The following is a 17,976-nucleotide window of genomic DNA, read 5'->3' as shown; positions in this document are numbered from 1 at the left end:
TGGTCTACTCAAGTGTTTCCTTACTTTTTCGGCATGTAACTCAGAGGTGAGAAGCAAAGTACTTACGGTTTTGGGTCTCAGCAAAATCCCAAAAATCTCTGTCTCGCGTATTGGTACAACACTTATATCCTCGTCATTGTTTCAATTATGTCAATATAAATTGTTTTTAAGTTTTGAGAAATACAGTTATTTTTTATTATTTAGGAGCTATTATATCGATGACACTTTTCGATTGTCAACCCATTCTGTCATTATTTTATATTACAAAAATGACAGCGCTGTCATCCGTCATTCCTGAGTTTTTACTATTCCAATTATTAAAAATAATAATTTAAGGAAGGTGTTTTAGGAATACATCACGCTTATTCTTCATGATGTGCAGATATGTAGCTACTTTTGTAAATCATACCATGAAACAGCAAAAAAAACACACACTTTTGACAAAAACAGCTAATTATTTCGAGTAACCTCTTTTCCATTCTCATCATAGATATATCATGTCAAGAAGGGCGACTGTCACGATATCCCTTCCGAAACCCCTTTAGTTAATGGAGGTAGTAAAAGATGGGAGATTTTCAAAAAGACTTACAAGAACTAAGCATTGATGAATATGAAAAAAGCGAAAATACACCATGGCAGCACTACATGGAGCAGTACGAAGATGTTGATATAGCCCAACGCTTTGGTCGTTGTGGCGGTTGTGGTGGCTGCGGTGGCTGCGGGCGCCATTGTGGTGGCTGTGGCGGTTGTGGCGGTTGTGGCGGCTGCGGTGGTTGTGGTGGATGCTTCCCTCTATTTCCATTTTTTCCGTTTTTTCCATTCTTCTAAAACATATGCCCTGCTTTCAAGGGCTTTTTTTACACGAAGAAAGTGGATAGGCCTTGAAACATAGACATGGGAGTAGACAACAACATGGAAGGAAAGGTGAATCTTCATGCCAGGTATCCTCGCATCTACTCGCCTAAAAGTAAATCAAGATACATACTATATTCCAGATAGGAAGGGTGGAATTTATTTTCGAAACAATTCCCATTCGTTTCGCATGCATGGTTCTAATGTCTACCAATGGATGGAAAAGTTACTCCCTATTTTCGATGGAGGACGAACGTTGCAAGAGATTACAGAAGGACTGCCTGAGGACTTCCAACAACGTGTTTATGAATTCGCCGAAATCTTACTAGAAAATGGTTATGCACGTGATATCAGTACAGACGAAGGTCATACATTAGCCGAAAACATTCAAAAAAAATATCAAGCCCAGATCGATTATCTCGATCATCTTTCTGGTTCAGGCGCTCATCGGTTTGAAAAGTATCGTCAATCAAGCGTACTTACGATTGGATCAGGTGATTTTTTGACCACACTTATCTATGCTTTGCTTCAATCCGGTCTTGAAAAAATCCATATGATTGCAACGGAACATAGCACTGCCTCAATGAACCGAATTTCCCAACTACTGCATGATACAAAGCTGATGGATTCTGGTGTCTCTATTGCTCCTATCCCCTACGACTCCATTTCCTGTTGGGATGAAATTGTCAGCTCGTTTGATACCGTTTTATATGTTGGTGAAGAAAAAGATGTAGATCAAATGATTCTTTTAGAGCATGTTTGTAAAAAAGCACAGAAATGTTTTCTACCTGCAATCGTTTTACATGATACAGGAATGGTTGGACCTGCTATTGATTTTCAATCAGCATACCAGCGAGTTTCTTTTTTTAAAAACAACACCAATAAAGCCAGTAGCACGAGCTTATGCCTGCTTGCCAATCAATTGGCTTTTCTCTGGTTTCAAATCCAAACAGGCATTGTACGAAAAAACAAACCAACTGTATTCCTGCTTGACCTAGTAACACTGGAAGGCAGATGGCATTCGTTTCAATCTCTGCCTCACTTAGACCAAACCAATCAAATCTTAAAAGCCCTGCCAAAGGAAAAATGGAATGACAGTACTATACACAAAAATGGGAATTTACCATATTTATTCCAACAGATCACTTCTTCTAGAACTGGTATTTTCCGTTTATGGGGACCAGAAAATCACCTTCAACTTCCGCTATCCCAATGCCAAGTAATTGTTTCTAATCCGTTATCAGCCGAGTCAACGCAAACGCTGACTCCTATTATTTGTGCAGGATGGAATCACCAAGAGGCACAGCGCGAATCCGGTTTAGCTGGGATCGAAGCATATGGTTCACAGCTGATAAAAGGAACATATTTGTTAAATAGTCCTTCTGCTTACATTGGAATTGGTGCTGGAGAAAGCAATGCAGAAGCAATCTGTCGAGGTCTACAAAAACATTTAACCCATTTTCTTAAAGAAAAGAATGCATCGCCTACGCTTCCACAATACCAACTTTCACTCAACTTTATCGAGGATGAAAAAAGCCGATATTATGTGAAAAGCATAAGAAGTTTATATGGATCACCTACTGTGTCTATTGGTGAACCTATCTTTGGTTTCCCTGTTGTATGGATCAAAACTGGAAGTACTTGGTTTGCGAGTGTGGGCTTTCATCTGACTGCTGCTCTTCGTAATGCTTTACAAAAAGCATTGCAAATGGTACAAAATGATACCAATAAAACGTCAGCGCTCCATACTAACAAACAACTAGCACTTTGCACTACTTTATTTCCAAGCTATCAAGCTGACTCGTATGAACAAGTTTTATCATCTGTTCTACCTACACTTGAACATCATAACCAGCAGATGGATGTATTTTCAATATGTATGGAAAAGATAATCGATCAGCATCTTTCTGTCGTCGGAGTTATGTTGCGAGAGGAACAATCCTAAGTCAACGACTCACCACCTAAGAGGTGGAAGCTTGTAACGATCCAGTCATGCGAGACTCTGACCTTAAATGGATGTTATATGCAAGTTGACAGCTACCTGTTCCCTATCAGTCATGCTGATACATACAGACCCTGTGTTTAGGTACTCCACTTCCCGAGATACAGAACCTTCCGATAGCTTGTATCTTTTACGTAGTAGAGCATTCCTACTACAACTGCCTAGATATAGTTGCCAAAGTACAAGGAGTGCCTGATAGCAAAAAGTGCCCAACGGTTTTCTCCTGCCCATCCCATTCGACAATATATTCAAAAATCCTACTTAGAAAGGAGTACGACAGGAGAAAAGAATGTGGTTCTAAGAATCACGTCGTTATTCCTCCCCGACTTGTAGAAGTCGAGGTATCCTGTCGGAAAAATGATGAAATATACTATTGGTATTTTGGGAGAAGGAATACTAGCAAGATCTATAACTAATGTGTTAGAAGAACAATTTTCTATCTGCTCCATCCCTGAGAATCGGAAGAACGTGGATTGGGAAAGTATTGATCTCCTATTGGTTCTGCATGACTACTGGTATCCCTCTATTCATCGGGAAATACAAACTTCGTCTGTTGTCCCTTGGTTAAGATGTTTTATTGGATTTGGAGAAGCAATGATCGGTCCACTCATCCAACAAAATGGTAACCCTTGTTTCCATTGTGCAGATCGGAGAATCTTGATGGGTGGCAGTGATAGAAAAGAGATGTGGGAAATTTACCAACATCTGAGTCAGCAAGGAATTACCAAAATTGATCCTTGGGTGTCCATCCATGCAGTTAACCATATAACAAGTATTTTGCTGGATGAAATAAAAAAGATTGTAAATATTCAAAGTTCCCTTCAAGAAGAGCTCATTATCATACATTTACCCACTCTACAGACAACAAGAGAGAAAATACTTGCTGATCCATTGTGTTCTATTTGCGCTTCTCTACCATCAGATACTGCTGAATTAGCGCGGATTTCACTTCAATCTAATCCCAAAACGGAAACATATAATTTTCGGAAACATCCATTTGAACATTGGAGACAAACGCTGAAAAGGGACTATTACGGAAACCGCACAGGAGTATTTAATGGAAATATCCATGATTACCTCGCACCATTTGCTGCTGCAAGCGTGAAGCTGCCTTTGTATGTAGGTAGTGAGGCGACTGCTGGTAGAACTCACCGCTTTGAAGACAGTGAGATAACAGCTATCTTTGAAGGATTGGAACGTTCTTGCGGTATAGCACCTAGAAGTAAACGAACAGTTATTTATGATAGCTATCATAATATTTCCGATCTTGCACTACATCCTGTAAAAGTGGGTACTCATTCAAACGAACAATACAACACATCTCATTTCCCTTTTCGGGCTTTTGATCCTCATCAAAAGATGAATTGGGTTTGGGGATACTCCTTTGGGCAAAAACAACCTATTCTAGTGCCGGAACTATTAGCTTACTATAGCTTGGGAGATGGAAAAGGATTTGTCTACGAAACTTCAAATGGTTGTGCACTCGGAGGAAGCATAGAAGAAGCAATCTTCCATGGGATACTTGAAGTATTCGAACGAGATGCATTCTTGATGACATGGTACGCACGGCTGCCTCTGACAAGAATAGACCCCTTCTCGGCAATTGACGGGGAGCTCGATCTCATGCTTGATCGTATACATACTGTTGCAGGCTATGAAATCCATCTCTTTGACGCAACAATGGAACATCGAATACCAAGTATTTTTGCAATTGCCAGAAACAGAAAAGAAACAGGATTCCATTTGATATGTGCAGCAGGAACTCATTTTGATCCTATTAAAGCTACCAAAAATGCGATACATGAATTAGCAGGGATGATGCTCACACTTGATGCCAAAGCAGAACAACAGCGAGCAAAATACAGAAACATGATCGATAAGCCCCACCTTGTACGTCACATGCCTGATCATTCCATGCTTTACAGCATACCAGAAACAGAACATCGGTTGCATTTTTTATTAAAACAAAATGAGCGAATTCAAACTTATCAACAGATGAGTCAACCACCGATCAGCGAAACAGATTTGACTGATGATCTGCGTTATTTGATCCAAACCTGTAAAAACATTGGTCTTGATGTAATAGTAGTAAATCAAACTACTACAGAGCTTGAGCGAAACGAATTACACTGCGTGAAGGTAATTATTCCTGGTATGCTACCGATGACATTTGGCCATCATCTCACTCGTTTAACTGGATTACCAAGAGTTTTGCAAGTACCAAAAAAACTAGGGTATGTAAAAAACGAGTTATCGCTTGATCAACTAAATCCTCATCCCCATCCATTTCCATAAAAGGAGGAAAAATTTTTGCATACTGACACCTTCTTATCTCATCTGCAGATCGATCCTGATAAAATACGCCCTGATGATTGGGAAGTGGATTGGAATAATGCACCATATCCCTTTAAAATTTACCAAGATAGACCGAAAATCGCTCTATCTCATGAAATCCCACTGTCCTTCCAAAAAAAAACCGGAAACCTTTCGCTAGACAAATTGGGATGTTTTTTGTGGTGTGTATTTGGAATAACAAAAGTAGTTTATGCGACATATCCGGCACACATAGATGATATACCTCATACTGCAACAATGTACCGAAGGTTTGTACCTTCTGGTGGAGCTCTGTATCCCAATGAATTATACCTTTATATCAAATTAAATGATATTCCACCTGGTATCTATCACTATGATGCAGCTCACCATTCCTTGGTACTATTGCGAGAGGGCAACTATGATGCTTATCTAGCAAATGCACTAGGAAACCGCTGCGATATCTCAGATTGCTTTGCAACTATATTCGTGTCTATTTTCTTTTGGAAAAACTTCTTCAAATATCACAACTTCGCCTATCGACTACAGGGATTGGATAGTGGTGTTGTCATTGGGCAGTTGTTAGAAGTAGCCAAGCAAACCTCTTTTGATACAACCATCTATTATCAATTCTTAGATGAACAGATAAATCATTTGTTAGGATTGTCAACCGAAAAAGAGAGCATCTATGCCGTAATACCGATGGCATCGTCTCTATCCATTCAGTCAGATACTTTTACAGAAGATAAAATAACAGAAGTACCTGTCATTTCACACAATTATCACATGAAATCAAAAAAATTAATCCCATATCCTGACTTACAACGGATACATCTTCAATCCATACAGCAGGAGATAAAAGCATTTCCATCCATACAGAGAACAAAGCCAATTTTCCAAACGAAAAAGCAAATAACTCCTTTACCACCGTGTCGTTCCCATCTACCACCGTTTCTCGAGACCTGCCGGTCTAGAGTCTCACCTGGAGCTGATTTCACAAAAAAAACTGTCACTTTAGAGCAACTCAGCACTCTTTTGCATACGGTGAGGGATGCAACTTCCCACTCGAATGATTTGTCTGAACATGCTGATCATCCTTTTTATCATCTCACAATCGCTGGTTACTTATATGAGGTGGAGGAGGTGTCGAATGGTCTTTATTGCTATAATCCTGCCAACCATTCCTTGCAATTAATCCAAGAAGGGGATTTCCGTTTCTATTTCCAACAAAGTATGACTCATCAGCATATCAATCTTTTTCAAGTCCCCATCTGTTTGCATATTTTGGGCGATCCCTTGTTAGGAACAGAATATCTGGGGACACGAGCATACCGCATCCGCCAGATGGAAACTGGTATATTGGTACAACGATTGCTGCTTGCTGCCTCCTCAATCGGTTTTGGGGGCCATCCATTGTTAGGATATAATACAAAAATGATTGATCAACTCTATCAAATACAGGATCAAAAAGAAACCACTCTCATTCAAATTCCAATTGGACCATTTCATTTGAGAGGAAAAATAGAGGCTAATATACATAATTAGTTCTAAAAGCAGTGGACACCTCGGGCTTTCTCGAGGTGTCCATTTTAACCAAGGCTACTCCACGTCTTTTCTCAGGAGTTTTTCCAGATCCAATCGAAGACGGTCGTGGAGATTAGCTAGAGAAGGATCCTTGAGAGCTTGCAGAAGGAGGTTGATTAGCTTTGTTTCTGCTTCATATCTCTTCTCTGCTCCTTGCGCTCTTCCAAGTTCTCTGCTTGCGTCTCGGATTTCTTTGACAGTAGGCATCTGGGTATCCTCTCAACATAGCTCCCCATGGTTTTCAATTTTACTTTATCACAAAACGAGAACGACAAAAAAAGAAAACCACCTCTATGAGAGATGATTTTCTTTTAGAACTAGCTCTATATATCTTTTAAGATAGCTCCTGTATTAGCAGATGTAACCAATTGAGCATAACGGCGTAAGAATCTGCCACCTACTTCAATTTTAGGAGCTGTCCAATTTTCTTTTCGTTTTTCCAATTCTTCATCGGAAACTTCGAGCTCGATCGTACGATTAATCAAATCGATATGGATGATATCTCCTGGTTCTACAAATGCAATCGGCCCGCCATCCGCAGCCTCCGGGGAAATATGTCCAATACTGATTCCACGAGTCGCCCCTGAGAATCTACCATCTGTGATAAGTGCGACTTCTTTTCCTAACCCTCTACCCATGATAGCAGAAGTAGGAGAGAGCATTTCAGGCATTCCTGGTCCGCCTTTTGGCCCTTCCGAACGAATCACGACTACATCACCTGATTTCACTTTTCCAAAAGAAATCCCAGCAATTGCTGCATCTTGTGATTCGAAGATCACCGCTGGACCACTAAACATTTTGATCGAAGGATCTACTGCTCCTGTTTTAATTACTGCACCGTCTGGAGCTATATTACCATAAAGGACACACAATCCACCTGTTTCGCTATAAGCATTTGTAATGGGATGGATTACTTCTTCATCTAAAATTTTATGTTCTTTTATGTTTTCCCCTAATGTTTTTAAGGTAACAGTTTTACAATCCAAATTCAGTATGCCGTCTTTTTTGGATAATTCATTTAAGATAGCATGAATCCCACCAGCACGATCAATATCTTCCATATGCCACTTACCAGCTGGGCTGACTTTACATAGATTTGGTACTTTGGCTGCTATTTCATTAATTCTTGTAAGAGGATACTCTACCCCTATTTCATTTGCAATTGCTAATGTATGCAAAACCGTATTGGTGGAGCCACCCATCGCCATATCCAACGCAAATGCATTATCGATAGATTCTTTGGTAACAATATCACTTGGCTTTAAATCAGCTTCTACCAAAGATAAAATTTGGGCAGCTGCTTTTTGAGCAAGTATTTTTCTTTCTGGTGTATCAGCTAAAATACTTCCATTGCCGGGTAGGGCAACCCCTAGTGCCTCTGCTAAGCAGTTCATTGAGTTAGCAGTAAACATACCAGAGCAAGAACCACAACTCGGACAAGCAAATTGTTCTATCTCATACAATTCTTTTTCATCCATTTTTCCTGCTTGATATGCACCTACACCTTCAAACACAGAAACCAAGTCAATCGATTTACCAGAAGGAGTTACCCCAGCTTTCATCGGTCCACCGCTGATAAAGATAGTAGGAATATTGACTCGCATTGCACCCATCAACATTCCTGGCGTAATTTTGTCACAATTCGGTATACAGATAAGACCATCAAACCAGTGAGCCAACGCTACGGTTTCCACTGCATCTGCGATCACTTCTCTACTTGGAAGCGAATACCGCATCCCAATATGCCCCATCGCAATTCCGTCATCTACACCAATGGTATTAAACTCAAATGGTACTCCTCCCGCAGCTCGCACTGCATCTTTTACAACTTCGGCAAACTTATTTAAGTGCATGTGGCCAGGTACAATTTCTACAAAGGAATTACAAACTCCGATAAATGGTTTGTCGAAATCCTCCTCTTTCACCCCAGCTGCTCGCAATAAACTTCTATGTGGCGCTCGATCGATTCCCTTTTTAATTTTGTCACTTCTCATGCTTGGTCACCCACTTTGTCAAATTATAAAGAAAACTTACCGGTCGGCAAGTTCCTAAGGGTTAGACAGAGGTCTAACTACACTTATGTAGATATAATAAAATTTTATCATTTCTTTATCTACTAAATTAGATCTATACTACCACAATTAATAAAAAAAAGCAGAGCTATTATTAGCCTGCTTTCTCAAAAATTTCCACTATCGACCATTGAAATAAATTATCAGAGGAATACCTTCTCTTTTTTGTTACTAGAATTAAAATTGTTGATTTTCAAACTCATAATTATAAGAAGATGAACCATCCTCTAAACTATCGGGTTCATTAAGTATTTTTTGCATTAACCAATCGTATTCTTCCATTAAATAAGGGATAAAATATTCCGTTCCTTCTTTACTACCTTCTTGCACAATAACATTCCATACAATTTGATTACAATAATCTACTAAATGATTCCAGTCAGCAAAGCTCCAAATGATTTCGCGACAATCTAGGCTAGTAATATGATAGTAATTGTCGTCTTCTGCACGAAAAATAAAATCGACACCAATAAGGGAAATATTATGTTGATAGCAGATACGGACAAAGTCCTCTGCATACTCAAGGGGTAAACACAAATTTCCTTGTGCATCCAAATGCCCGTACTGTTCATACTCAAGCTTGATCCAATTAACCAGCATTCAGCCCTACTCCTTTGAGTATCATATAGAAAAACAGAGGGCTATTCCTCTCTTATATAAATCATTACTTATTTATTATATACTAAGAATATTAGATCTATTGGTTAAATTGTTATCAAAATTTGTCAGAATAAAAGTCTTGACAACTCCACACGGTGAAAGCCGTGGGATTCTTGGGTAATCCCACGTGAGCCCCACGGCAAGTAATCTTTTACCTTCTTGCAAAATGTTCTTAGCAGCATGGATATCTCGGTCATGGTGCTCGTTGCAATTGGGGCATGTCCATGCTCGCAACTGTAGCTGTTTCACTTCTTTATTTGGATGGCCACAACCCGAACAAAGCTGGCTGAAGGGAAAGGATTTTCCTACTTTCACCACTTTTCTTCCATATTCTTTTGCTTTGTATTCCAACATCGAAACAAACTCCGACCAAGAAGCATCGGTGATCGATTTCGCCAGCTTCTGATTTTTCATCATGTTCTTCACTTGCAAACTTTCGATATGGATGACTTGGTTTTCGCACACCAGTTTCGTGGATAGTTTATGTAAAAAATCATGACGGGCATGGGTGATTTTTTCATGGATCCGAGCCACTTGGATACGGGCTTTGTGCCAGTTGGAACCGTCTTTTTTTCTTCGTGCCATCGTTTGTTGCAGTTTGGCTAGCTTTCGTTCGTATTGGCGAAAAAATCGGTTTGGCTTCGTTTTCGTTCCATCATCGAAAATGGCAAAATCCCTCAACCCTAAATCGATGCTAATGGCTTCTTTTCTTGCGGGATCGCAAGTAGCATGCCTCACAGGATAGTGGCGGACAGAATACGACCACTTATTGCTCGCGATGGGACAAACTTTACCCAGCCTAATTTCGGCAATTTGATTTTGTTTCCGTCTATTTCAATGGTCGGTCGAAGACGGTAGGAAAAGGCTTTATGCATGAAATCACCCCCTCGTTGGAATTTTGCGAATATCATAGATCATATGTTTGCTACTTGTCAATTATATCCAAAAATTATTCTACCAGCTTGCTTTCATACACGATTTAAACCGTGGGTTTTCTAACTCGCAATGATATAATAATAGATGGAAAAAGAAAAATCTCATAGAGTGAAATCTATGAGATTATCGATATTTATTGTGCTTTTTTTGCAACTTCTGCTAATTCACTGAATGCTTTTTCATCGAAGATAGCTAGCTCAGCAAGCATTTTACGGTTAATATCAACACCTGCTACTTTTAAACCATGCATTAATTTATTGTATGATAGACCGTTTGTACGTGCAGCTGCATTAATACGTGTAATCCAAAGACGACGGAAATCACGTTTGCGCTGACGACGGTCACGATATGCATACATTAAAGATTTCATTACTTGTTGTTTCGCAGTACGGAATAAACGGTGTTTAGAACCGAAGTAACCACGTGCGAGCTTCAGCACGCGTTTACGACGACGGCGGGTAACAGTACCACCCTTAACTCTTGCCATGAAAATTCCCTCCTAGACGTTCTATTCTATTTATAAGCGATTAATTGTTCGATACGTTTGGTATCACCTTTAGCCATGATTGCACTTTTACGTAATTTGCGTTTTTGTTTTGCAGACTTACCTTCTAGCAAATGGCTAGTGAATGCATGGTTACGTTTTACTTTACCAGTACCAGTTTTGCTAAAACGTTTGGTAGCTGATTTTTTAGATTTCATTTTTGGCATCGTACATACTCCCTTCGATGTCAGTTGGACGATTTTGGAGTTAATATCATAATCATTTGACGGCCTTCTAGCTTAGGCTGTCTCTCGATATCTGAGATCTCTTTTACTTCTTTAGCCATACGAACTAATACACGGCGTCCTAGGTCTTGGTGAGTGATCTCCCGACCGCGGAAACGAATGCTTAATTTTACTTTGTCACCTTGCTCCAAAAACTTCACTACGTTTTTGAGTTTGGTCTGAACATCGTGATCTTCAATAGAGGGGCTTAAACGAACCTCTTTGAGCTGCACAATTTTCTGGTTGCGACGTGCTTCTTTCTCACGTTTGCTTTGTTCATACCGGTACTTTCCGTAATCCATAATTCTACACACAGGCGGTTTCGCTTGTGGTGCTACATTGACGAGATCGAGATTTTGTTCCTGAGCCATGCGTAGTGCGTCTCGCAAAGGTTGAATCCCCAGTTGCTCACCATTTGCTCCTATAAGTCGCACTTCACGAGCGCGGATCGCATCGTTGACTTGTTGCTGTTCTTTGCTAATAATTACACCTCCAGTAGGTAAAAGGTTGCCAATGCAAAAAGTGTGGACGAAAGTCGCCCACACGTAATAAACTTACGGTATTTCTCAATTAACCTAGTAACAACCCATTTGCGTCGACCAGGTGAGAAGCGGGCGCTTCTTCTTAACACAATGAAATCATATTAGCATGTCTTCTATCACCATGTCAATCTGCTCTTACATTTCTATTGGTGCTTGTAGTCCTAATATGCGTAATGATTCTTTTAAAACTGTAGCAGTAGCATAAATTAAATGAAGACGTGCTTGTTTGTTTTTCTTATCAGATAAAATGTGAACATGTGCATAGTACTGATTTAAACTACGTGCTAAATCAAGAGCATATCTTGCTACCTTTGATGGATCATATTCACGCCAAGCTAGTTTCACCACTTGATCAAAATCTTTTAGCAAAGAAAGAATAGGCCATGCTTCCTCTTCTCCCAACTCTATCGCCTCAGTATTTGGGCTATATTCCCCTTTTCGAAGAAGAGAATGACATCGTGCATGTGTGTACTGCAAATAAGGACCTGTCTCTCCATCGAAATTGAGCATCGCTTCCATGGAAAACTCTACATCATTTGTGCGGAAATGCTTGAGGTCATGGAAAATGACAGCCCCAATTCCAACATCATGGGAAACTTTTTCTTTCTCGATTAAAGATGGGTTTTTTTCTTCGATAATTTTTTGAGTTAATTCAATGGCATTTGTTAGTACTTCCTCTAATAAAACAACATGCCCTTTACGAGTCGACATCTTTTTGCCGTTGCGGAGCATCATACCAAACGTCACATGTTCCATATCTTCTGCCCATCTGAAACCAGCTTTTTGTAGTACTAATTTGAGTTGGGTAAAATGCAGACTCTGTTCACTTCCCACAACATAAAGCGATTTTGCAAAATCATACTCGTTTTTCCGATAAATCGCTGTGGCTAAATCTCTCGTCGCATAAAGCGTGGCGCCATCAGACTTTTGAATCAGACAAGGTGGCAGCTCTTCTTTTTCAAGCAATACAACCTTTGCTCCATCGCTTTCCACTAACAATCTTTTTTCTTCTAACATTTCTACGACTGCATCCATTTTGTCTGTATAAAATGCTTCTCCTGCAAAAGAATCGAATTGTACTCCAAGTAAATCATAAATACGGGCAAATTCATGAAGTGATTCTTCTCGAAACCATTCCCATAAAGCAAAGTTATCTTTATCCCCATTTTCTAATTGCTTAAACGCTTCTCTACCAGCTTCTTCTAGTGAAGCATCATGCACGGCTTCTTCATGGAAACGAAGATATAGTTTCATTAGTTCCGAAATTGGATTTTGACGTACAGCTTCTTCGTTCCCCCACTTCCGGTAAGCAACAATGAGTTTACCAAATTGTGTTCCCCAGTCACCGAGGTGATTGATTCGAACAGGACGATAACCATTTTTTTCAGCAATATTTGCGATTGCATTCCCAATCACCGTAGAACGCAAATGCCCCATCGAAAAAGCTTTTGCAATATTGGGGGAAGATAGATCTATCGTCACAGCTGCTTGCTGACCAGTTGTATTAGAACCATATTGATCTCTCTGTTGCAATACTTCGCTGAGAATTAGTTTGCTGACTGCTTCTTTGTGCAGAAACATGTTTACATATGGACCTACTGCTTCGACTTTTTCAAATAAGGAGTGCTCTAATTTTGCTGCTAGCTCGTTCGCTATTATATTCGGTGCTTTTTTCCAGTGCTTTGCTAGGACAAAACATGGAAAAGCAAAGTCACCTAGATTTTGTTTTCTTGGTTTCTCAATCACTTTATTTACTTCTTCTACTTCTAATACATGATCTATTGCACCAGCTAATTGTTCTGCAAAAATCTGTTTAAAATCCATTTTTGTTCCTCCTAAAAAAATAAAAACACTCATCCCCTAGAAGGAGACGAGCGTTATTGCCCGCGGTACCACTCCGCTTGTGCACTTTATGCACCACTTTGTCCTTGTTAACGAGGAGTTCCCCGATCAGTAATAAAATAGAATGCGTTTCAGAAAACCGACATACTGAGCTTGCACCATCCTCAGTTCGCTTTTATGTCTGTATCTTCTTACTCGTTCTTTACTGATATTCTTAGATAATTTTTATATATACCAAAAGAGAAGACCATCGGTCAAGCTAATCCTGTTATTTGCCACTCCTCACGATTCAAAACATAAATCAATCGTATTTCATGCACACATCTGCTAGAATATAGGTAGAAATTTGAACCCCTACAAGCAGGAAGCGAGACAACAGCATGACTACCTACAACCGTGAGGACGTGCTCAAGGTCGTCGAGGGTGAGGAGCCGGAGGCCGTTCGCCTGTTCGAGCTGGTGACTGCCGAGCTGGAGAATCGGACCCAGCCCCTGACGTTCGACCAGCTCGTCGAGCTTGTCGCCAAGCACGCCGACCTGAGCTCCGAGCAGATCAACAAGTACCTTCCGATCACGACCCCGTTGAGGTTCAACCTTGTCATGGCGAGGAAACTGCAGGACGACGGTCTGTACTGGCTGGAGCCGATCATCGTTCTTCTCACCGACCTCCTTCTGGAGAAGAAGGGTGTGGAGACGTTCAAGTCCGACGAGTTCCACCAGGTCACCTCTGGATACTTCACGCTGAAGCTGAAGTAGGGAAAACCCTGTTGAGCCGTCTCTCGATAGCATCATCATCGAGAGGCTGCTCAATAGCCCAATTAATTATTCTCCTTTACACAAAAAAGCTATAGTCATATAAGACACATTGCTTTCAGTGAAATTTCTACCCTTTTGACCCCGCGTTCAGATAGGATTCAATATCCCCTTGCTCATTTATCGCTTGAAGAGAAGCATCTACATATATTTTTCCGTTATATTCCATCATGATTTTCCCAACTTTTATACCATTTATAGATAATTGTTGCTTTGCTGACCAAATCTGTTCTGCTAATTGATTTGTTTGATAGGATGCAAACGGTTGATTTAATCTTACATGAATCACCAACGTCGGATCTTGAAGATTATTCTCTGTCTGCTTTGCATGTTGCAAACCATATTTGTAATTAGGTAATTTATCTTTGGGAACATCCCAGCTTTCATTTGAATGTAACACGATTTCTGAAGTTATTTGTGAAGATATAGGAGCAAAAACATCTTTCATCAGAGGAGTTACCTCTTGATTCACTTGTTTTGCCCAGAGTGAACGAAGAGTATCTACCGAAACACCGCTATTCCCACAACCTGCCAATACAAAAAGAGTTAACAAACTACTAATCAAACATCCAAGCTTTCTCACAACCAATATGTCCATTTTCCTTTCGAGTTGAGACTGTAGTGCATATAGAATTATACGTTTTACAAAGATTCTGGACAATCTTTTTCTTCGTGAAAAGATGCCAACAGAAATGGAAACGACTAAAAGTCACTGATTGAAAAATTAGCTCATCATTTGATAATCGGCAGTAATCAAGCGGAGACGCAGTTTGCTTATTTCAGATTATTTTCATAACATGAAGTGAATGGAAATTAGCAAAAAAGGATACCTATCTGATTTTATTTTAATTGATACACTGCAACGATTTTAAATAGAAATGAAAAGGAGCTTCTTTCGTATGAATCGTACTAAATTAATATTAATAGAAAGTTTACCTGGATCAGGAAAATCTACAACGGCTCATCACCTTTCTCGACATCTTACAAATACCGGCATCCCAAATAAATGGTGGTATGAAGAAGAAAAAGGACATCCTGTTTATATTTATAAAGATCATCAATCCGCACAAAATATTATAAAAGAATTGTCTGAGGGTCAGTATATAGAAGTTATTGAGAAAGCACTAGATCAGTGGAGAGACTTTGCTTCCTATTAAAAAAAACCTATGAAACGATCATAGTAGATAGCTGCCTGTTTGGTTACCTTACATGGAGCTTATTCCCTTTTGATGTATCCAAGGAAATGATTCAAATGTATACATCAGCAATCGAAAACATCCTTAAGCCCTTACATCCATGCCTTATCTATTTCTACCAAGATGATGTCCATCAAGCGATGAGAAAAATATGCAATCGTAGAGGGGATACCATGGAACAGCACTTCGTTCAAAGTGCTACTCAATCTATATATGAAAAGAGATTTAAGAGGTTTTGATGGAATGGTGAGATATTGGAAAGATTATCGATCCATAACAGACGATATTTTTAAGAAGCTTACTATATCTAAATTAGCAATCGAAAATTCAGACGGAAAAAGGGATATTTATTTTCATCAAATCCAAGACCATTTGGAATTACCACATACCACCAATACGAAAGTATCTGAGCAAGTATTCACAGAACTTATTGGAACATACAACGAGAAAAACGCCTCCGTTTGTTCGATAGAAAAGAAAGAAGATCATTTAATACTCGATGGCATCTCTTATATACGGAGGCAAAGCAGGCTGCTCCCCCATAAGCCTATCTGTTTTTGAAGTAGAGTCCTTGCCGCTCTTGGAAAAAGATAGAAATCAGGATAAACTCATCATGCATATTACTGGACCCGAATGGCATAGCAGAACAATTGACGAAATCTATGAAAAGAACTTATCAGCAATCATAACTCAGCAGAGATTCACTGGAAAACGGTCACCAATAATGACCGTTTTCATTAGTCCAAAATATCAAATCAAATAAATAGCTTTCTAAATCAAAAGTAATATCTTGCAAGTCAGAAAAACAGCTAAACTGTATATAAAAAATTAATAATAAGTGAATTTTTCGATAAATGGATCGATCTTCTTACCTTTTCCTATATTATGTTATTCATAAAACATGAAAAGGGATGAAGGATGAAAAAGTATTACTCATGGTTACTAGGGATGATCTGCTTATCTCTACTTACCCTACCTGCTCAGACATTTGCTCGAGAACAAACTACATCTATCAGCTTGTCGACCCCATTATTTGAAGATGAAATTGTAACCCCAGCCAACAAAAAACAACCCATCTTGAAAACCAATGAATTTTTATCGAATAACCAACATGCATCTACAGATGATAACAACCCAATGATAGAAGCAGAATCATATATATTAATGGATTATAAAACAGGAATGGTTTTAGCCGAAAAAAATAAAGATCAACCACGACCACCCGCTAGTATGACAAAAATTATGACAGCATACATTATTTTAGACAAAATACAAAGCGGTGAAATCAAGTGGGATGAAGAAGCCGTGATCAGCAAACGTGCAGCAGATATTGATGAAGCTCAAATATTTTTAGAAGAGAATGAAAAAACCACCATAAAAGAACTATTTACAGGTTTAATGGTTCAGTCTGCTAACGATGCAGCAGTTGCACTAGCCGAGCATGTAGCCGGCTCAGAAGAAAAATTTGTGGCATTAATGAATGAAAAAGCAAAAGAACTTGGTCTCACCCACACACATTTTCTCAATAGTTCTGGCTTAAATCAAGCAGATTACCCTGATCCTCCTAATACACAAGGAGATCATGTCATGTCTGCTCAGGACACAGCCGATTTAGCGAAAGAACTAATCACAACACATCCAGAAATTTTCAAATTCACAACTATTCCGCAATATACGTTCCATAAAGGTACCACACGAGAGCAAACAGTCAAAAACTGGAATCGTATGCTGCCTGGATTGGAGCATCAATATGAGGGTGTAGACGGAATAAAGACTGGTTCTACGCAACTTGCCGGCTATTGTTTTACCGGAACAGCGAAACAAAACAACACTCGCTATATGTCTGTAGTTATGGGAACAACATCAAAAGACAAACGCTTTACGGAAACAGCAAAGCTTTATGATTACGGATTTCAGTTTACAACTGTTACTTTTTTGAAAGCAGGTCAAGCGATTCCGAAACTCAAGTCTATAACCATTGCGAATGCAAAAGAAAAAAGAGTATCAGTTGTTGTACAGAAAAGTATTGATTTACCTATCCAAAAAGGAGATAAGAAAAACTACAGCTATCACGTTCAGATCAAAAAGAATTTGAAAGCTCCATTGAAAAAAGGTGCTGTTATTGGAACAGTAGAGATCTTATATAAAGGCAAGAAAATAGAAGGCTTTCAACGCGTACCTATTGTTACGAAGAATGCTGTGAAAGAAGCTAACTTTTTTGATCGCATCTCCCAAAAGATAGCAGGCTGAACCTCTGATAAATCATAATCATTGCTAGATCAAAAAATCTCATGACTCCATTATTCAAAGTAGAGTTCATGTAAAAGAAAAAGGAATTTAGTTAAAATAACATATATCCACCAACAAATAAAAGGGAGTTCTATAATAGAACTCCCT

At 39.3% G+C, this 17,976-nt stretch carries 18 protein-coding genes and 1 other annotated feature; of the genes, 8 read left to right on the top strand and 10 right to left on the bottom strand.

Annotation, left to right across the window (positions count from 1 at the left end):
* The first annotated feature begins 564 nt into the window (after nt 1–564).
* From GSM42_RS17065 to GSM42_RS17050, 4 genes are all read left to right on the top strand, one after another.
* Complete coding sequence (locus tag GSM42_RS17065) at nt 565–828, top strand: heterocycloanthracin/sonorensin family bacteriocin (protein ID WP_160802746.1); 264 nt, start codon at nt 565–567, stop codon at nt 826–828.
* Nucleotides 829–934: 106 nt separating this feature from the next.
* Nucleotides 935–2,797, top strand: a complete 1,863-nt coding sequence (locus GSM42_RS17060; RefSeq protein ID WP_160802745.1) for a hypothetical protein — start codon at nt 935–937, stop codon at nt 2,795–2,797.
* Nucleotides 2,798–3,214: 417 nt separating this feature from the next.
* On the top strand, nt 3,215–5,149 hold the full coding sequence (locus tag GSM42_RS17055) for a TOMM precursor leader peptide-binding protein (protein WP_160802824.1): 1,935 nt from the start codon (nt 3,215–3,217) through the stop codon (nt 5,147–5,149).
* Nucleotides 5,150–5,164: 15 nt separating this feature from the next.
* Nucleotides 5,165–6,712: a SagB family peptide dehydrogenase gene (locus tag GSM42_RS17050; protein WP_160802744.1), complete on the top strand. Its 1,548-nt coding sequence runs from the start codon at nt 5,165–5,167 to the stop codon at nt 6,710–6,712.
* A 54-nt stretch (nt 6,713–6,766) separates the two neighbouring features.
* Here GSM42_RS17050 and GSM42_RS17045 read toward each other — a convergent pair whose 3' ends face one another.
* From GSM42_RS17045 to argS, 9 genes are all read right to left on the bottom strand, one after another.
* Nucleotides 6,767–6,958: a hypothetical protein gene (locus GSM42_RS17045; RefSeq protein WP_160802743.1), complete on the bottom strand. Its 192-nt coding sequence runs from the start codon at nt 6,956–6,958 to the stop codon at nt 6,767–6,769.
* A 116-nt stretch (nt 6,959–7,074) separates the two neighbouring features.
* Nucleotides 7,075–8,745: a dihydroxy-acid dehydratase gene (ilvD, locus tag GSM42_RS17040; RefSeq protein WP_160802742.1), complete on the bottom strand. Its 1,671-nt coding sequence runs from the start codon at nt 8,743–8,745 to the stop codon at nt 7,075–7,077.
* A gap of 255 nt (nt 8,746–9,000) precedes the next feature.
* On the bottom strand, nt 9,001–9,423 hold the full coding sequence (locus GSM42_RS17035) for a hypothetical protein (protein ID WP_160802741.1): 423 nt from the start codon (nt 9,421–9,423) through the stop codon (nt 9,001–9,003).
* 75 nt (nt 9,424–9,498) lie between these two features.
* Nucleotides 9,499–10,164, bottom strand: coding sequence for a transposase (locus GSM42_RS17030; RefSeq protein WP_237446681.1), 666 nt, complete (start codon nt 10,162–10,164; stop codon nt 9,499–9,501).
* Between the two features lie 53 nt (nt 10,165–10,217).
* Nucleotides 10,218–10,358, bottom strand: coding sequence for a hypothetical protein (locus GSM42_RS17025; protein ID WP_160802739.1), 141 nt, complete (start codon nt 10,356–10,358; stop codon nt 10,218–10,220).
* Nucleotides 10,359–10,552: 194 nt separating this feature from the next.
* Nucleotides 10,553–10,906 carry a 50S ribosomal protein L20 gene (rplT, locus tag GSM42_RS17020; protein WP_160802738.1) on the bottom strand — a complete coding sequence of 118 codons (354 nt, stop codon included), beginning with the start codon at nt 10,904–10,906 and terminating at the stop codon, nt 10,553–10,555.
* A gap of 26 nt (nt 10,907–10,932) precedes the next feature.
* Nucleotides 10,933–11,130, bottom strand: a complete 198-nt coding sequence (rpmI, locus tag GSM42_RS17015) for a 50S ribosomal protein L35 (protein ID WP_028777459.1) — start codon at nt 11,128–11,130, stop codon at nt 10,933–10,935.
* Nucleotides 11,131–11,150: 20 nt separating this feature from the next.
* Nucleotides 11,151–11,672 (bottom strand): translation initiation factor IF-3, encoded by a 522-nt coding sequence (infC, locus tag GSM42_RS17010; protein WP_160802823.1) that lies wholly within the window; start codon nt 11,670–11,672, stop codon nt 11,151–11,153.
* A gap of 25 nt (nt 11,673–11,697) precedes the next feature.
* Nucleotides 11,698–11,819 (bottom strand) — a sequence feature (ribosomal protein L20 leader region).
* A gap of 45 nt (nt 11,820–11,864) precedes the next feature.
* Nucleotides 11,865–13,553 (bottom strand): arginine--tRNA ligase, encoded by a 1,689-nt coding sequence (gene argS / locus GSM42_RS17005; RefSeq protein ID WP_160802737.1) that lies wholly within the window; start codon nt 13,551–13,553, stop codon nt 11,865–11,867.
* A 398-nt stretch (nt 13,554–13,951) separates the two neighbouring features.
* Here argS and GSM42_RS17000 point away from each other — a divergent pair, with 398 nt between their 5' ends.
* Nucleotides 13,952–14,326, top strand: a complete 375-nt coding sequence (locus GSM42_RS17000; protein WP_160802736.1) for a hypothetical protein — start codon at nt 13,952–13,954, stop codon at nt 14,324–14,326.
* A gap of 127 nt (nt 14,327–14,453) precedes the next feature.
* On the opposite strand, the gene GSM42_RS16995 is transcribed toward GSM42_RS17000, so the two are convergent.
* Entirely contained in the window at nt 14,454–14,981 is a 528-nt protein-coding gene (locus GSM42_RS16995; RefSeq protein ID WP_160802735.1) for a hypothetical protein, read from the bottom strand.
* Nucleotides 14,982–15,282: 301 nt separating this feature from the next.
* Here GSM42_RS16995 and GSM42_RS16990 point away from each other — a divergent pair, with 301 nt between their 5' ends.
* The 3 genes from GSM42_RS16990 to GSM42_RS16980 all read left to right on the top strand — a co-directional run bounded on the left by GSM42_RS16990 (nt 15,283) and on the right by GSM42_RS16980 (nt 17,829).
* Nucleotides 15,283–15,540, top strand: coding sequence for a hypothetical protein (locus tag GSM42_RS16990; protein WP_160802734.1), 258 nt, complete (start codon nt 15,283–15,285; stop codon nt 15,538–15,540).
* A 282-nt stretch (nt 15,541–15,822) separates the two neighbouring features.
* Complete coding sequence (locus GSM42_RS16985) at nt 15,823–16,140, top strand: hypothetical protein (protein WP_160802733.1); 318 nt, start codon at nt 15,823–15,825, stop codon at nt 16,138–16,140.
* A 357-nt stretch (nt 16,141–16,497) separates the two neighbouring features.
* Nucleotides 16,498–17,829, top strand: coding sequence for a D-alanyl-D-alanine carboxypeptidase family protein (locus GSM42_RS16980; RefSeq protein ID WP_160802732.1), 1,332 nt, complete (start codon nt 16,498–16,500; stop codon nt 17,827–17,829).
* Nucleotides 17,830–17,976: the final 147 nt, after the last annotated feature.

The organism is Shimazuella alba, assembly GCF_009831235.1.
Taxonomy (GTDB): domain Bacteria; phylum Bacillota; class Bacilli; order Thermoactinomycetales; family Thermoactinomycetaceae; genus Shimazuella; species Shimazuella alba.
Note: the sequence above shows the minus strand (reverse complement) of the source record. Positions and strands in the feature narration are given on the sequence as shown.

Bases quoted from the DNA above. Each gene is read 5' to 3' on its own strand.
- GSM42_RS17065 (WP_160802746.1), top strand. From the start codon at position 565: ATGGGAGATTTTCAAAAAGACTTACAAGAACTAAGCATTGATGAATAT.
- GSM42_RS17060 (WP_160802745.1), top strand. From the start codon at position 935: ATGCCAGGTATCCTCGCATCTACTCGCCTAAAAGTAAATCAAGATACA.
- GSM42_RS17055 (WP_160802824.1), top strand. From the start codon at position 3,215: ATGAAATATACTATTGGTATTTTGGGAGAAGGAATACTAGCAAGATCT.
- GSM42_RS17045 (WP_160802743.1), bottom strand. From the start codon at position 6,958: ATGCCTACTGTCAAAGAAATCCGAGACGCAAGCAGAGAACTTGGAAGA.
- ilvD (WP_160802742.1), bottom strand. From the start codon at position 8,745: ATGAGAAGTGACAAAATTAAAAAGGGAATCGATCGAGCGCCACATAGA.
- GSM42_RS17035 (WP_160802741.1), bottom strand. From the start codon at position 9,423: ATGCTGGTTAATTGGATCAAGCTTGAGTATGAACAGTACGGGCATTTG.
- GSM42_RS17025 (WP_160802739.1), bottom strand. From the start codon at position 10,358: ATGCATAAAGCCTTTTCCTACCGTCTTCGACCGACCATTGAAATAGAC.
- rplT (WP_160802738.1), bottom strand. From the start codon at position 10,906: ATGGCAAGAGTTAAGGGTGGTACTGTTACCCGCCGTCGTCGTAAACGC.
- rpmI (WP_028777459.1), bottom strand. From the start codon at position 11,130: ATGCCAAAAATGAAATCTAAAAAATCAGCTACCAAACGTTTTAGCAAA.
- argS (WP_160802737.1), bottom strand. From the start codon at position 13,553: ATGGATTTTAAACAGATTTTTGCAGAACAATTAGCTGGTGCAATAGAT.
- GSM42_RS17000 (WP_160802736.1), top strand. From the start codon at position 13,952: ATGACTACCTACAACCGTGAGGACGTGCTCAAGGTCGTCGAGGGTGAG.
- GSM42_RS16995 (WP_160802735.1), bottom strand. From the start codon at position 14,981: ATGGACATATTGGTTGTGAGAAAGCTTGGATGTTTGATTAGTAGTTTG.
- GSM42_RS16990 (WP_160802734.1), top strand. From the start codon at position 15,283: ATGAATCGTACTAAATTAATATTAATAGAAAGTTTACCTGGATCAGGA.
- GSM42_RS16985 (WP_160802733.1), top strand. From the start codon at position 15,823: ATGGTGAGATATTGGAAAGATTATCGATCCATAACAGACGATATTTTT.
- GSM42_RS16980 (WP_160802732.1), top strand. From the start codon at position 16,498: ATGAAAAAGTATTACTCATGGTTACTAGGGATGATCTGCTTATCTCTA.